Annotated in this window: 15 protein-coding genes; 7 read left to right on the plus strand and 8 right to left on the minus strand. The window is 72.4% G+C overall.

The annotated features are described in order from the left end of the window. The first annotated feature begins 78 nt into the window (after window positions 1-78). On the plus strand, window positions 79-966 hold the full coding sequence (locus ACFWBW_RS10060) for an alpha/beta fold hydrolase (protein ID WP_385370195.1): 888 nt from the start codon (window positions 79-81) through the stop codon (window positions 964-966). Window positions 967-1,059: 93 nt separating this feature from the next. Then, window positions 1,060-1,212 carry a hypothetical protein gene (locus ACFWBW_RS10065; RefSeq protein WP_243335969.1) on the plus strand — a complete coding sequence of 51 codons (153 nt, stop codon included), beginning with the start codon at window positions 1,060-1,062 and terminating at the stop codon, window positions 1,210-1,212. An 88-nt stretch (window positions 1,213-1,300) separates the two neighbouring features. Here the strand turns inward: ACFWBW_RS10065 and ACFWBW_RS10070 are convergent, their stop codons facing one another. The 4 genes from ACFWBW_RS10070 to ACFWBW_RS10085 form a co-directional block, all read right to left on the minus strand. Further along, a complete protein-coding gene (locus ACFWBW_RS10070) occupies window positions 1,301-1,906 on the minus strand; it encodes a MarC family protein (protein ID WP_385370197.1) in 606 nt (201 codons plus the stop codon). Window positions 1,907-1,974: 68 nt separating this feature from the next. After that, window positions 1,975-2,841 (minus strand): PHP domain-containing protein, encoded by an 867-nt coding sequence (locus ACFWBW_RS10075; protein WP_385370199.1) that lies wholly within the window; start codon window positions 2,839-2,841, stop codon window positions 1,975-1,977. 162 nt (window positions 2,842-3,003) lie between these two features. Further along, the gene (locus ACFWBW_RS10080) at window positions 3,004-3,645 is read right to left on the minus strand and encodes a DUF6758 family protein (protein ID WP_266904792.1); all 642 of its coding nucleotides are present in this window, start codon (window positions 3,643-3,645) and stop codon (window positions 3,004-3,006) included. Window positions 3,646-3,724: 79 nt separating this feature from the next. Beyond that, complete coding sequence (locus tag ACFWBW_RS10085) at window positions 3,725-4,309, minus strand: suppressor of fused domain protein (protein ID WP_385370201.1); 585 nt, start codon at window positions 4,307-4,309, stop codon at window positions 3,725-3,727. 422 nt (window positions 4,310-4,731) lie between these two features. Between ACFWBW_RS10085 and ACFWBW_RS10090 the strand changes: the two genes are divergently transcribed. Then, a complete protein-coding gene (locus ACFWBW_RS10090) occupies window positions 4,732-5,856 on the plus strand; it encodes a magnesium and cobalt transport protein CorA (protein ID WP_385370203.1) in 1,125 nt (374 codons plus the stop codon). Between the two features lie 46 nt (window positions 5,857-5,902). Further along, window positions 5,903-6,418 carry a hypothetical protein gene (locus ACFWBW_RS10095; protein WP_385370205.1) on the plus strand — a complete coding sequence of 172 codons (516 nt, stop codon included), beginning with the start codon at window positions 5,903-5,905 and terminating at the stop codon, window positions 6,416-6,418. Between the two features lie 28 nt (window positions 6,419-6,446). Here the strand turns inward: ACFWBW_RS10095 and ACFWBW_RS10100 are convergent, their stop codons facing one another. Beyond that, on the minus strand, window positions 6,447-7,226 hold the full coding sequence (locus tag ACFWBW_RS10100; RefSeq protein WP_385370207.1) for a hypothetical protein: 780 nt from the start codon (window positions 7,224-7,226) through the stop codon (window positions 6,447-6,449). A gap of 243 nt (window positions 7,227-7,469) precedes the next feature. Here ACFWBW_RS10100 and ACFWBW_RS10105 point away from each other — a divergent pair, with 243 nt between their 5' ends. The 3 genes from ACFWBW_RS10105 (at window position 7,470) to ACFWBW_RS10115 (ending at window position 10,677) form a co-directional block, all read left to right on the plus strand. After that, window positions 7,470-8,777, plus strand: a complete 1,308-nt coding sequence (locus ACFWBW_RS10105; RefSeq protein WP_385370209.1) for a magnesium transporter MgtE N-terminal domain-containing protein — start codon at window positions 7,470-7,472, stop codon at window positions 8,775-8,777. A gap of 115 nt (window positions 8,778-8,892) precedes the next feature. Next, complete coding sequence (locus tag ACFWBW_RS10110) at window positions 8,893-9,465, plus strand: DUF1003 domain-containing protein (protein ID WP_385370350.1); 573 nt, start codon at window positions 8,893-8,895, stop codon at window positions 9,463-9,465. A 42-nt stretch (window positions 9,466-9,507) separates the two neighbouring features. Beyond that, window positions 9,508-10,677, plus strand: a complete 1,170-nt coding sequence (locus tag ACFWBW_RS10115) for an Mrp/NBP35 family ATP-binding protein (protein WP_385370211.1) — start codon at window positions 9,508-9,510, stop codon at window positions 10,675-10,677. A gap of 60 nt (window positions 10,678-10,737) precedes the next feature. Here the strand turns inward: ACFWBW_RS10115 and ACFWBW_RS10120 are convergent, their stop codons facing one another. The 3 genes from ACFWBW_RS10120 to ACFWBW_RS10130 all read right to left on the minus strand — a co-directional run bounded on the left by ACFWBW_RS10120 (window position 10,738) and on the right by ACFWBW_RS10130 (window position 13,603). Then, the gene (locus ACFWBW_RS10120; RefSeq protein WP_385370213.1) at window positions 10,738-11,442 is read right to left on the minus strand and encodes a hypothetical protein; all 705 of its coding nucleotides are present in this window, start codon (window positions 11,440-11,442) and stop codon (window positions 10,738-10,740) included. Window positions 11,443-11,575: 133 nt separating this feature from the next. Next, on the minus strand, window positions 11,576-12,025 hold the full coding sequence (locus ACFWBW_RS10125) for a sec-independent translocase (protein WP_385370215.1): 450 nt from the start codon (window positions 12,023-12,025) through the stop codon (window positions 11,576-11,578). 117 nt (window positions 12,026-12,142) lie between these two features. After that, entirely contained in the window at window positions 12,143-13,603 is a 1,461-nt protein-coding gene (locus ACFWBW_RS10130) for a S1C family serine protease (RefSeq protein ID WP_385370217.1), read from the minus strand. Between the last annotated feature and the right edge of the window lie 86 nt (window positions 13,604-13,689).

Below are 13,689 nucleotides of genomic sequence, written 5' to 3' on the forward strand. Positions count from 1 at the left end.
GGGGGGGCCGGGGCCATCGGCGTACCCGGGGCCCCGGCGGAGCTCCCGTACGAGCGTACGGGCCGGTAACCTCGGGCCATGAGCAAGCCGCCGACCCTCACGCTCCCGCCCGCTGCCCGTGCGTACCGGCTGGCCACGGCCCGCGGGGAGTTCGCCGCGCACGAGGCCGTGCCCGTCGGGCCGGCCCGCGCCTCCGCCCTGCTGGTGCCCGGCTACACCGGCAGCAAGGAGGACTTCATCGGCCTCCTCGGGCCGCTGGCCGAGGCCGGATACCGCGTGCTCGCCGTCGACGGCCGCGGCCAGCACGAGAGCGGCGGCCCGCGCACGCAGGCCCCGTACGCCCTGGCGGAGCTGGCGCAGGACGTCCTGGCACAGACCGCCGCCCTGGCCGCGGCCGGTCCGGTGCACCTGCTCGGGCATTCGCTGGGCGGGCTGATCGTCCGGGCGGCCGTGGTCCGCGATCCGGCTCCGTACGCCAGCCTCACGCTGCTCAGCAGCGGCCCGGGCGCGGTCTGCGCGGACCAGCAGGGCCGTACGAAGCTGCTGGTCTCGGCGCTGGAGGCGATGGGCGACGACATGCCGGGCATCTGGGCGGCCATGCGCGCCATGGATCCGCGCGACGCGCCCCCCGAGGACCCGGCCCTCGCGGACTTCCTGCGCGCCCGCTGGCTGGGGACCGTCCCGGAGCAGCTGATGGTCACCGGCCGGGCGCTGATCGAGGAGCCGGACCGGATCGACGAGCTCGTCGCCGCGGCGCCGGGGCTGGCGAAGCTGGTGCTGTCCGGGGAGTCGGACCCGGTGTGGCCGGTGTCGGAGATGGACGCGATGGCGCGCCGGCTGGGCGCGGCACGGGTGGTGGTCCCGGGGACGGAACACTCTCCGAACGCCGAGGACCCGGCGGCCACGGCGGCGGCGCTGATGGCGTTCTGGGGGTCTCTGACGTCTCCGGCACCGGTTAGTAGTTAGGCAATGAAAAAATTTCCTTAGCGTAGGGAATGTTTGCGGCTTACACTTCGTTAACCCTGTACAAGGAGAAACACTGACGAAGGGAGAAGCCCCATGCGCTTCGAGATTCTGCGCCTGGACGACGTCGACGGATCTGCCGTGGACAGCACTGTCGTGGACGCGGCCTCCGTCAACCGGATCGTGCAGCAGGCCGCGGCCGTAGGCCAGCGCATCCTGATCCGACCGGCTGAGACCGTGTCCAACTGACCGCGTCCACCTGTTCGCCGAACGCCCCCGCACCGGTCCCGGTGCGGGGGCGTTCGCATGCGCGGCGGGTGGCGCGCGGATCCGTCGACTACGCGGTCTCGATCACCTGGAGCACGCCGTTGATGATCTGCTGGACGGCGATCGCGGAGAGCATCATGCCTGCCAGGCGCGTCACGAGGACCACGCCGCCGTCCTTGATCACGCGGATGATGACGAGCGAGTAGCGCATCACCACCCACAGCACGACGTGCATCGCGACGATCGCGGCCCACACCGAGAACTGACCGGTGACCCCGTCGGCCTTCTGTACGGCCAGGATCACCGAGACGATCGCGCCGGGCCCGGCGAGCAGCGGCATCCCGAGCGGGACGAGCGCGACGTTCACGTCCTTGGTCTGCTTCGGCTCGTCGGTCTTGCCGGTGAGCAGGTCGAGCGCGATGAGCAGCAGCAGCAGCCCGCCCGCGATCATCAGGGCCGGCACGGACACGTGCAGGTAGTCGAGGATCTGCTGGCCGCAGAGGCCGAAGACGGCGATGACGCCGAAGGCGACGCAGACGGCCTGCCAGGCCATGCGGCGCTGCACCTTGGCGGGGCGGCCGGAGGTCAGCGCGAGGAAGATGGGCGTGATCCCCGGAGGGTCCATAATCACAAAAAGCGTGAGAAAGAGGGATCCGAAGACGGCGAAATCGAGCACAGTGATGCCTTGCAGGAGAGGGGTGTCACGAAAAAAGGGGCGGCAGAGCGGGAGGGACGCGGCAGTGGTCAGCCGCGTACGCGTCCACCGGCGCCGGGGACCGGGAACGCCCCGGTGGCACGGCGGGTGATCTCGCCGTAGATCTCGGGGTCGGTCGTGTACTCCCCGAGGCGGCAGGTCTTGCGGCTGCCGTGGTAGTCGCTGGACCCGGTGGTCAGCAGACCGAGATCACCGGCCAGGCCGCGCAGGCGCGCGCGGGTGGCCTCGTCGTGGTCCATGTGGTCGACCTCGATGCCGTCGAGGCCTGCCGAGGCGAGGGCGGCTATCGCGCTCTCGGGCACGCAGGTGCCGCGCTTGACGGCGGCGGGGTGGGCGAAGACGGTGACCCCGCCGGCCGCCTTGACCAGGCGGATCGCGTCGAAGGGGTCGAACTCGTGCTTCTCGGCGTACGCACGGCCGCCGTCGGCGAGCCAGTCCGCGGTGAAGGCGTCCGACACGGTGGGCACGACGCCCAGCTCGACGAGCGCGGCGGCGATGTGCGGGCGGCCCACGGAGCCCTCACCGGCGATCCGGGCCACCTGCTCCCAGGTGATGTCCACCCCGATGTCCTGCAGCTTGCCGATCATGGCCTGCGCGCGCGGGGTCCGGTCGTCGCGCACGAGCTCCCGCTCGCGGAAGAGCTCGGGTTCCTCGGGGTCGAAGAGGTACGCCAGCATGTGCATGCCGATGCCGTCGAGACGGCAGCTCAGCTCGGCGCCGGTGACCAGGGTCAGCCCCTGGGGCAGCGCGGCGATGGCCTCGCGGTATCCGGCGACGGTGTCATGGTCGGTCAGCCCCACCACGTCGAGCCCCGCACCGGCGGCATTGCGCACCAGCTCGGCGGGGGTGTCCGTACCGTCCGAGGCCGTGGAGTGGGCGTGCAGATCGATGCGCACAGCCGAACTCCAGGGTTCACACGCGGACGGGGGACACTCCAGGATACCGTCCGCTTTTCCCGGTACGGGCCCCCACCGGCCCGGCCGCGCCGGGGACCGCAGGACGGCCCGCGGCGGGCGGCCGCCGGACGGAGTCCGGCGCCGAGCCGCGCGAGCGGCGCGTCAGGAGGACAAAATGCGGGGGCTCAGCGCGCCGCAGGGCAGCAGCTCCACCTCGGCTCCCGCGTCGCGCAGGTCGGTCAGGACCAGTTCGTCGTACATCAGCAGGCCCGACTGCTCCGGCCAGACGATCGCCCACAGCCACAGCCCGCGCGCCTCGCCGGCGAAGACGGCCCGGTCCTCGGGGACGCCGGTGACGTGCCAGAGGGGCGTCGGACGCCCGGCGGCGACCACCTTGGCGTGCGGCGGGGCGGAGACGTTCATGTAGCGGCCCGGGTCGGGGGCGTCGAGACCGGCGAACCGCGCGCCCAGGCCGACGCCCAGCTCCTCGGCGATCAGCAGCAGCTCGCCGATGCCGCCGAGCGGGCCGGGACCCGAGCAGGCCACGGCGGTGGCCCGGCCGCCGCTGCGGTCGTCACCGGCGGAGGCGACCCCGGTGAACAGCCAGCCGACGGGCAGCGGCCAGGGCATCCAGACCGGCACCTGCGCCCGGTTCACCACCACGCCCAGGCCTTCGACGCTCGGCGGGATCACGGGCTGCAGGGGATGGACGGTGCCGTGCACGGCACACTGCCAGGAGTCGGCAAAAAGACCGGGCGCCCTGACCCGGCCACCACACTTCGGGCAACTCGGTTCGCCCCTCATAAGAAGCCACGCTCCTCCCCGCCGCGCGCCCCGTCAAGACGCGCTCACCCGTCCGGGCGGCCGGGCGGCGGCCGGACGCTCAGTCCAGTGCGACTGCCGTACGCAGAGGGTCCCGCAGATCCGTGCCGCGCGCGAGCCAGCGCTCCTGCAGGGCGGCGGCGCCGTGGACCCGTTTCCACGCCGCCTCGTTCGCCGTCATCGGCAGGAGCGGGAAGAAGGAGACGGGGTCCATCGGGTCGTCCAGGACGACGTCCTCGACCAGTCCGCCGGGCTCCGCCACGAGCACGGAGGTGAACGGCGCCCCGTCCCACAGGGGTTCGCCCACGTCCAGTGAGGCGCCGGGCGTCACGATGAGTCCTTCCACCTGGGGCGACGCCGCCAGTACGGCCAGCGGCCGCAGCAGCTTGTCGGTGGGCGCGAGCCCGCCCCGTACGGTCAGGACGAGTTCCGCGCGCGGGCCGCGGACCGGGTCGGCGACCACCGTCGTGGGGTCGGTCATGGGCTGGGCGGACATGCCGAGGGTCGCGTACCGCACGAGGTCGCCCTCGGTGAAGCGGAGGACTTCGAAGCGGTCGGTGCCCAGGAAGGTGACGGCGGCGCGGGCGTCGGGTTCGCCGAGCGCGGCGCGCAGCCGGGCTTCCACAAGGGCCAGAATTTCTGCCATGGAACGAGCATAGAACTCGTATCAGCCGGGTAAAGAGCGGCTCTTGACCATCCGTCGGCTGATATCGTTGACCGCTGGTCGGGGACGCTCTCAGAAGAGAAGTTTCAGTGCCCCGGCGACAGGACGTCCCTTACGGGGGACCGGCCGGAGGAGGTGGGGCTGCGGTGCATCGAAGTCGATCGCACAGTACGTGCGGTACCTCTCGCTCTTCCACTTCGCCGACGGGCGCGCCGCGCCCCCTTTGATCCGCGCGTCTTTGGATCCACACGTCGGATCGGTCGAAGAGCGACGGAAGAACTGTGTCCTCCCGTCCTGCCTGATCCTTCCGCCTGCCCGCCCGGCCTGCCGACCGCGGTGAGCGTGCCATCCGGAAGGACCTCCCACCCGTACGGTCCGCAGCCGTGCGCGCGAAGGAGCCTGCCATGTCGATGCTGCCCTACCTCCGTGCCGCCGTCCGTCCCGCGCTGCGCAGGTCCACCCCGGCACAGCCCGGCTACGACACCACCCGCGACCCGTCCGCGAACAGCGCGGTGGTCGACTGCGCCGTCTACCGCGACGGGCGGCGCGACGTGCGCGCGCAGGGCGCTTCCTGTCTGACGCCCCGTGAGGCGCTGCGCGAGGTCCGCGAGGACGGCGGTTTCGCGTGGATCGGTCTGCACGAGCCGACGGAGGCCGAGTTCGCGGGGATCGCCGCCGTGTTCGGGCTGCACCCGCTCGCCGTGGAGGACGCGGTGCACGCGCACCAGCGGCCGAAGCTGGAGCGCTACGACGACACCCTCTTCACCGTCTTCAAGACGATCCACTACGTCGAGCACGCCGAACTCACCGCCACCAGCGAGGTGGTGGAGACCGGCGAGGTGATGTGCTTCACCGGCCCCGACTTCGTCATCACCGTCCGGCACGGCGGCCACGGCTCCCTCAAGGGCCTGCGCCACCGCCTCCAGGACGACCCGGCGCTCCTCGCCAAGGGCCCCTCCGCCGTCCTGCACTCCCTCGCCGACCACGTGGTCGACGGGTACATCGCCGTCGCCGCGGCCGTGCAGGACGACATCGACGAGGTGGAGAGCGAGGTCTTCGCGGCCCCCGCCAAGGGCGCCGCGCGCGGCGGTGACGCGGGCCGCATCTACCAGCTCAAGCGCGAGGTGCTGGAGTTCAAGCGGGCCGTCACTCCGCTGCTGCGTCCCATGGAGCTGCTCAGCGAGCGCCCGATGCGGCTGGTGGAGCCCGACATCCAGAAGTACTTCCGCGACGTCGCCGACCACCTGGCCCGCGTGCACGAGCAGGTCGTCGGCTTCGACGAGCTGCTGAACTCCATCCTGCAGGCCAACCTGGCGCAGGCGACCGTCGCGCAGAACGAGGACATGCGCAAGATCACCTCCTGGGCGGCGATCATCGCCGTGCCCACGATGATCTGCGGGGTGTACGGGATGAACTTCGAGCACATGCCGGAGCTCCAGTGGCGCTACGGCTATCCGATGGTGATGGCCGCCATCGCGGGGACCTGTTTCACCATCCACCGGGCCCTGCGCCGCCACGGCTGGCTGTGAGCCCACTGGCTGTGAGCGTGCGGGAGGCGCTGGCTACCCTGTGCGCATGACTCTCAGCGCGCTCGATCTGGCCCTCGTCGAGGAGGCCACCAAGAAGTCCGGCCTCATCTGGGTCCGCGGCTCCGGGGCCGACCGCGGGCTGTGGCACGCCTGGGTGGACGGCGCGGCGCACGTGCTCGGCGACGGGCCCGGGGAGCAGCCGTTCCCGGGGCTCGCGGACGGGGCGGCGGCCGAGGTGACCGTGCGCAGCAAGGACAAGGGCGGCCGGCTCGTCGCGTGGACGGCGACCGTACGCGAGCTCGTGCCCGGCAGTGAGCAGTGGGAGGCCGCGGTGGCCGAGCTGAAGGGCAAGCGGCTCAACGCGCCCGACTCCGCCGAGATGACCGAACGCTGGGCGCGGGAGTGCCGGCTGCTGCGCCTGGAGCCGGAGTCGGTCCGGGCGACCCTCCCCGAGGGTTCGCTGGCGGCGGCTCCGCTGGGCTCCCCCGTGACGACCCGGCAGCCCGTCCCGGCCGGGCTGCCGAAGCTGCTGCTGAAGCGGAAGAAGAAGGCCGCCCGCTAGGGACAGCGGGCCGCCGGCTGCTTACGCCCTAGCCCTGCGGGTTGGCGCCCTGGCCGGAGCCCTTGGGGGTGCCCGGCTGCTCCTTGGTCGTGGGCAGCTCGGAACCGTAGTCCACCGTCTGGTCCGGCTCGGGCGCGGTCAGCTCGACCGGCATGCCCCATTCCGCGAGGGTCACCCGGCCGGCGCCGCCCGCGCGTTCCATGAGGAGCGGGTAGGGGGTGCCCTCCAGGGAGACCGAGAGTTTGCCGCCCTTGCCCTTGTCCGCCGAGACCTGGACGGCCCGGGTGGGCCCGACCTTGGTGTAGTCCTCGCCCTTGGTGAGCTTCCCTTCGAGCCCGAGCAGCCCGTCGAGCATGACCTGCATGTCGGTGAACCCGCGGAACTGCTTGTACGAGGGGTCGCCCACGGGCACCTTGACGAACTTGTCGCCGAGCTTGCCGGCCGCTTCCGACTGGCCCCAGAACGCGGCGCCCGCCTTGAGGTAGAGCTGCTCCCCGACCCGCAGCAGCTGGAAGGTGGTGTCGTCCTGGGACTTCACCTCGCCGGAGCCGCCGTCCGCCCCGAGCCGCATGTCCAGGGTGAAGGACTTGCCGCCGCTGACGAGCGTGCCGGAGAGGTGGACCGACTGCGCCCCGGTGACGGCCGTCTTCGCCTTGTCCTCGATCTGGTCGGCGGACAGCTTGCCGACCCCGTTCGTCCCCTCGTCGGGGTCCGCCCCGCACCCCGTGCCGACGACGGCCAGGCCCGCGCAGAGGGCACTGACGAAGGCGGCCCGGCGCAGCCGCGGGGCGGGGAAATAGGCGGTCACGGGCAGGTGCCCCTCTCGTTGCGTCGGCGAGCAGCTGGCAGCGTACCCGCCCGTACTCGGGCCGCCGCGCGGCACCCGGGCGCTGCTCGTGGGGACGCGCGTACGGAGGCCGGGGGCGCCGCACAGGCGCCGGGGGGATGCCCGGGCGGACGGCCCCACCAGGAGGTTGCGTGCGGTACGGGCTAACCTGAGGGCGGCAGTACCGGTGATCGACGGATGACGCAGCTCGTAGGAGGCGCTCGGATGGCGGCAGGCGCCCCACGGATCTTCGTCTCGCATCTGTCGGGTGTGCCCGTCTTCGACCCCAACGGCGACCAGGTGGGCCGGGTACGCGACCTCGTCGCGATGCTCCGCGTGGGCGGCCGGCCGCCCCGGCTGCTCGGCCTGGTGGTCGAGGTCGTCAGCCGGCGGCGGATCTTCCTTCCCATGACCCGGGTGACGGGCGTCGAGTCCGGCCAGGTGATCACCACCGGCGTGGTCAACATGCGGCGCTTCGAGCAGCGCCCCACCGAGCGGCTGATCCTCGGCGAACTGCTGGACCGGCGGGTGCGCCTGGTCGCGGACGACGAGGAGGTCACCGTCCTGGACGTGGCCATCCAGCAGCTGCCGGCCCGCCGCGACTGGGAGATCGACCGGATCTTCGTACGGAAGGGCAAGTCGGGCGCCCTGCGGCGGCGCGGCGAGACCCTGACCGTGGAGTGGTCGGCGGTGACGGGCTTCTCGCTGGAGGAGCACGGGCAGGGCGCCGAGAACCTGGTCGCCACCTTCGAGCAGATGCGCCCCGCGGACGTGGCGAACGTCCTGCACCACCTGACGCCGAAGCGGCGCGCCGAGGTGGCGAGCGCGCTGGACGACGACCGGCTCGCCGACGTCATGGAGGAGCTGCCCGAGGACGAGCAGGTGGAGATCCTCGGGAAGCTGAAGGAGGAGCGCGCGGCCGACGTCCTGGAGGCGATGGACCCGGACGACGCGGCCGACCTGCTCTCGGAGCTGCCGGAGGACGACAAGGAGCGGCTGCTGACGCTGATGCGGCCGGACGACGCCGCCGACGTGCGGCGCCTGCTGTCCTACGAGGAGAACACCGCGGGCGGTCTGATGACCACGGAGCCGATCGTGCTGCGGCCCGACGCGACGGTCGCCGACGCGCTGGCCCGCGTACGGCAGTCGGACCTGTCGCCGGCGCTGGCGGCGCAGGTGTACGTGTGCCGGCCGCCGGACGAGACGCCGACGGGCAAGTACCTGGGCACGGTGCACTTCCAGCGGCTGCTGCGCGATCCGCCGTTCACCCTGGTCAGCTCGATCGTGGACACCGGGCTGGCGCCGCTGCGGCCGGACGCCTCGCTGCCGGTGGTGACCAGCTACCTGGCCGCGTACAACATGGTCGCCGTCCCGGTCGTCGACGAGAGCGGCTCGCTGCTGGGCGCGGTCACCGTCGACGACGTTCTGGACCACCTGCTGCCGGACGACTGGCGGGAGACGGACTTCCATTCGGAGGGCCCCGGGGGTCCCGAGGATTCCGAGCGTGCGGAAGGGGCCCTCCGTGGGGACTGAGCGGGGGCGCGGCGAGGAGCCGCGCGAGCGGCGCAAGGAGCAGATCCGCGAACGGCGCGAGCAGGCGCGGGCGCAGGCCCGCGAGCACGGGCTGGCGGAGGCGGCCGCGGAGCGGGTGGAACGTTCCTCTTTCGAGCGCGGCGAGCGGGCGAAGGCCGGCCAGTCGACGGGGGCGAGCGCGCTGTCGCGCTCGCGCACGCGCCTCGACCTGCCGCGCCCGGCCCGGCGCCGGCTGCTGCCCGAGTACGACCCGGAGGCGTTCGGGCGGCTGTCGGAGCGGGTCGCGCGGTTCCTCGGCACGGGCCGGTTCATCGTATGGATGACCGTCGTCATCATCATCTGGGTGCTGTGGAACATCTTTGCGCCGGCCGACCTGCGGTGGGACGAGTACCCCTTCATCTTCCTGACCCTGATGCTGTCGCTCCAGGCCTCCTACGCGGCCCCGCTGATCCTGCTGGCGCAGAACCGCCAGGACGACCGGGACCGGGTCAACCTGGAGCAGGACCGCAAGCAGAACGAGCGCTCGCTGGCCGACACCGAGTACCTGACCCGGGAGATCGCGGCGCTGCGGATGGGTCTGGGCGAGGTCGCCACGCGCGACTGGATCCGCTCCGAGTTCCAGGATCTGATCAAGGAGATGGACGAGCGGCGGCTATTCCCCGCCGAGAGTGACGAAGGCGACCGCTAGCGGGCTTTCCTGAGGCCCGCCACCGCGCCGTACCATCGGGGCATGGCTACCGACACAAGCTCCGCCTCCGCCGCTGCCTTGCCCGGACAGGACGCGATCCTGGACGCGCTGGCGACGGTGAACGACCCCGAGATCCACCGGCCGATCACCGAGCTGGGCATGGTCAAATCGGTGGAGATCGGCGACGGCGGCGAGGTCGCCGTCACCGTGTTCCTGACCGTGTCGGGCTGCCCCATGCGCGAGACCATCACCAACCTGGTCACCGAGGCCGTGCAGGGGGTCCCCGGCGTCACCTCGGTCGCCGTCACGCTGGACGTGATGAGCGACGAACAGCGCAAGGACCTCGCGGCGACCCTGCGCGGCGGCACCGCCGAGCGCGAGGTCCCCTTCGCCCAGCCCGGCTCGCTGACCCGCGTCTACGCGGTCGCCTCCGGCAAGGGTGGCGTCGGCAAGTCCTCGGTCACCGTGAACCTGGCGGCGGCGATGGCGGCCGACGGCCTCAAGGTCGGCGTCGTCGACGCCGACATCTACGGCCACAGCGTGCCGCGCATGCTCGGCGTGGAGGGCCGCCCCACCCAGGTCGAGAACATGATCATGCCGCCGTCGTCGCACGGCGTGAAGGTCATCTCCATCGGCATGTTCACCCCGGGCAACGCGCCCGTGGTGTGGCGCGGTCCGATGCTGCACCGGGCCCTCCAGCAGTTCCTGGCCGACGTGTTCTGGGGCGACCTGGACGTCCTGCTGCTCGACCTGCCGCCGGGCACCGGTGACATCGCGATCTCCGTGGCGCAGCTCGTGCCGAACGCCGAGATCCTCGTCGTGACCACCCCGCAGCAGGCGGCGGCCGAGGTCGCGGAGCGGGCCGGCTCGATCGCCGTGCAGACCCACCAGAAGATCGTCGGCGTCGTCGAGAACATGTCCGGGCTGCCCTGCCCGCACTGCGACGAGATGGTCGACGTGTTCGGCTCGGGCGGTGGCCAGAAGGTCGCCGACGGCCTGACCAAGACGGTCGGCGCGGCGGTGCCGGTGCTCGGCTCGATCCCGATCGACGTCCGCCTGCGCGAGGGCGGCGACGACGGCACCCCGGTCGTCCTGTCCGACCCCGACTCCCCCGCCGGCGCGGCCCTGCGCGCCATCGCGGGCAAGCTCGGCGGCCGCGCCCGCGGCCTGGCGGGCATGTCCCTGGGGATCACGCCGCGCAACAAGTTCTGAGACGGGAAAAAGGGGGGCCGGCGAGGGAGATCCCTCGCCGGCCCCCCTTTTTGCCGCGTCCTATTCGTACGCCGCCAGGTCCCCGATCACCGAGAAGCCGAGCCCGTACGCGCTCATCCCGCGCCCGTACGCACCCAGGTGCACCCCGCTGCCGGTCGATCCTGCGAGGACCCACCCGAATTCCGACTCGCGGTAGTGGAACGGCGTCGGCTCCCCGTCCACCGGCAGCGACAGCGTCGACCAGTCCGGCCCCGCGAGGTCGTCCGCGAGTTCCCACGCGGCCTCGGTCTGCTGGTCGAGCCAGTCGTCGCGCAGGCTGTGGTCCATCTGGCCCGGCCAGCTGTAGGCCAGCAGCCCCGAGCCGGCCAGCCAGGCCGCCGAGGAGACCGAGGTGGCCTCCAGGACTCCGGTGCCGTCGGCGGTGCGCCGCAGCGGGTTGCTGGCCACGGTGACGACCACGGCGAAGCGCTCCTTCTCCCCGGTGGCGATCTCGCCTCGGGCGGAGGGCTCGTCCCCGTGACCGGTCGAGCCGTGCTCCACGCTGCCGTCGGCGCCGGCGGCGACCTGCATCAGCCAGCGGGGGCCGGTGAAGGCCCCGTCCAGCCCGTACCAGGGGAAGTCGGCCCGCAGGTACCCCTCGGCCGCCCGGCGGGCGGCAGGGACGGGCGGGGCGGCCGCGTCCGGGGACTGCGGAGGATCCTGGGGTGCGGGCGTCTGCGCCTCGGCGGGCTGCGTGCCTACCCGGCTACTGCGCGTCGTCTCCATCGATACGGCCTCTCGTTCCGTGGGCTCCGGAACGGCCCACCCCCCTCGGGCGTCCTGGATCCGGACTCAAAGGAGGATAGCCATCCGACCGCGGTTCGCCGGGCAGGCGGGCGCGCGCGTGGTCCCGGTGGCGTCAGGTCGCGTCGGCGTCGAAGCGCGTGCGCTGCTCCTGCGCCGGGGTCACGGGCTTCTTGACCATGTCGGGTCCGGCGCCCGGCGCGGCGGCGGGGAGTGCGCCGCCGGCAGCCCCGGCAGCTTCGGACTCCTTGCCGTTGACCGCGTCGGTGACGTCGTTCAGTTCCTTGCGGAGATCGAAGCTGCTCCGGATCTCCTTGAGGTCCTCGTTCTCGGTGAGCTGCTTGCGGATGAAGGTCTTCGGGTTGAGGTCCTCGAACTCGAAGTCCTTGAATTCCGAACCGAGTTCGGAGCGGATGTCCTGCTTCGCGCTGTCGGAGAACGCGCGGATCTTCCTGATGACGCCCGTGACGTCCTGGATGACCTTGGGCAGCTTGTCCGGGCCGAAGACGAGGATGGCAAGCACCACGATCGTGGCCAGCTCGAGTGCGCCTATGTCGTTGAACATCCTGCCCCGCTCTCGGCTCTCTTCACATCAGGCCTGTCACACGGTACCCGGCCAGGTCCGCAGGCCCATACACCAGGACCGGCGGATTACCGGACCGGTTCGGCTTTCACCCGCCCGTCATGATCCGTTCGCCGACCCGAGGACCACTTCCAGCGTGCGCTCCCTGCCCTCGCGCAGCACCGTGAGGGCGAGCCGGTCGCCCGGGCGGTGAGCGCGGATCTTGATCACGAGCTCGTCGCCGCCGTGCACCCGTACGCCGTCGACCTTGGTGATCACGTCGCCCGGCCTGATCCCCGCGCGGGCTCCGGGCCCGCCCACGGTGACGGCCGACGTCCCGTTCTCGCCCTTCTCCCCCACCCGGGCCCCGTCGCCGGAGTAGTCCATGTCCAGGGTGACGCCGATGACGGGGTGGGTGGCGCGGCCGGTGCGGATCAGCTCCTCGGCCACGCGCTTGCCCTGGTTCACCGGGATGGCGAAGCCGAGACCGATGCTGCCGCGCTGCTGTCCGGAGCTGTCCTTGCCGTCGCCTCCGCGGATGGCGCTGTTGATGCCGATGACCTGGGCCTTGGCGTCGAGGAGCGGTCCGCCGGAGTTGCCGGGGTTGATGGGGGCGTCGGTCTGGAGGGCGTCGACGTAGCTGACGTCGCTTCCGTCGCCCTTGTCGCCGCCGGCGGTGATGGGGCGGCCGGTGGCGCTGATGATGCCCGCGGTGACGGTGTTGGACAGGTCGAAGGGGGCCCCGATGGCCACGACCGGGTCACCGACCTCGACGTTCTCGGAGTTGCCGAGCGCGAGCGGCCGCAGGCCCCGTACCCCGTCGACCTTGACGACGGCCAGGTCGTAACCGGTGTCGCCGCCGACCAGCTCGGCGGGGACGCTCTCGCCGGTGCTGAAGGTGACCGTTATGGTCCGGGCCCCGTTGACCACGTGGTGGTTGGTGAGGATGTGGCCCTGCCCGTCGAGGACGAAACCGGTGCCGGTCGAGCTGCTGTCCGCACCGCTGACGTGCAGGGTGACCACGCCGGGCAGTGCGGCGGCGGCGATCCCCGCGACGCTGTCGGGGGCGCGGCCGCGGTCGGTGCGGGGCGTCTGCGGGAGTTCGAGGCGGGTGGCGGCCTGCCGCTCGGCGAGGACCCCGGCGTAGCCGCCGATGCCTCCGGCCAGGAGGGCGATGCCGACGCCGAGGACGATGCCCTGGCTCAGCCGGACCCCGCGGGAACCCGCCCGGCCGTGGTCCACCGCCTGGAGCGGCCGCGCACCCCACGGGTCGTACCGCGGCTCGGCATCCGTGACCGGGGCCGCCTCTGCGTCTGCGTCCGCGTCCGCGTCCGGCACGGTCCTCGGTGGCGGTACGGACCCCTCGTGCGCGGCAACCGGCTGCGCGGGGCGGCTCCACCACTGGGGCACCGGGGCGGGGGCCGGCGGGGGCGCCGGATCCCCGTCCGCGGGAGACTCGGCCCGCGGGGGCGGTACGGATGCCTCGTGCGCACCGACGGGATCCGCGGGGCGGCTCCACCACCGGGGCAGGAGGGCGGGAACCGGATCCGCCGCCGGATCGGTCTGCTGACTGTCGGACATGGGTGCTCCCCGCCTGCCTGCCTGTCGGTCTCCGCCGGCCGCCCGGGGCGGCACATCTGGCGGAGATTCAACCAGGTCTACCGTCC

The organism is Streptomyces sp. NPDC059957 (genome assembly GCF_042730015.1).
GTDB lineage: Bacteria > Actinomycetota > Actinomycetes > Streptomycetales > Streptomycetaceae > Streptomyces.